A 561-nucleotide genomic window follows, 5' to 3' on the forward strand; every position below is an offset into this window, starting at 1 on the left:
CTGCTTACGCATTACCGATAGCGGCTGGAGCTAAGATGACACAAATGGAAAATAGAATTGTGCTTTGCAGATTTAAAGATGGTTACGGTCCAGTTGGTGCGTATTTTTTACATTTAAAAACTTACACGCAAAATGCCAACGGGGAGAATTATGAAAAGAAATGGTACGATGCTACAAAAAAACTCGTTGGAGAATATATAGATCATCATCCAACCCCAACTTGTTTAAGAAATCATGCATTTATCCAAGAGGTAGCAGCAGGTGGAGGACCAATTCACATGGTAACTAAAGAAGCTTTTCAAGATCCTCATTTAGAAACTGTTGGCTGGGAAAACTTTTTGGGTATGACAGTGGGCCAGGCCGTAGTCTGGGCATCACAAAACATTGATCCAAAGTATACTAATCCAGAATTAACAACTTCAGAGCCTTATGTCATGGGTTCACATGCAACATGTTCAGGAGCATGGGTAAGTGGCCCAGAGGATATTGCACCAGATGATTATTTCTGGGGTTACAACAGAATGATGTCCGTAGAAGGTTTATTTGGTGCGGGTGATACTG

At 41.0% G+C, this 561-nt stretch carries 1 pseudogene; it reads left to right on the plus strand.

Annotation, left to right across the window (positions count from 1 at the left end):
• Positions 1-561, plus strand: a pseudogene (locus tag AMN84_RS01755) (adenylyl-sulfate reductase subunit alpha); the annotation flags it as partial.

Source organism: Candidatus Pelagibacter communis, assembly GCF_001180105.1.
Taxonomy (GTDB): Bacteria; Pseudomonadota; Alphaproteobacteria; order Pelagibacterales; family Pelagibacteraceae; genus Pelagibacter; species Pelagibacter ubique_K.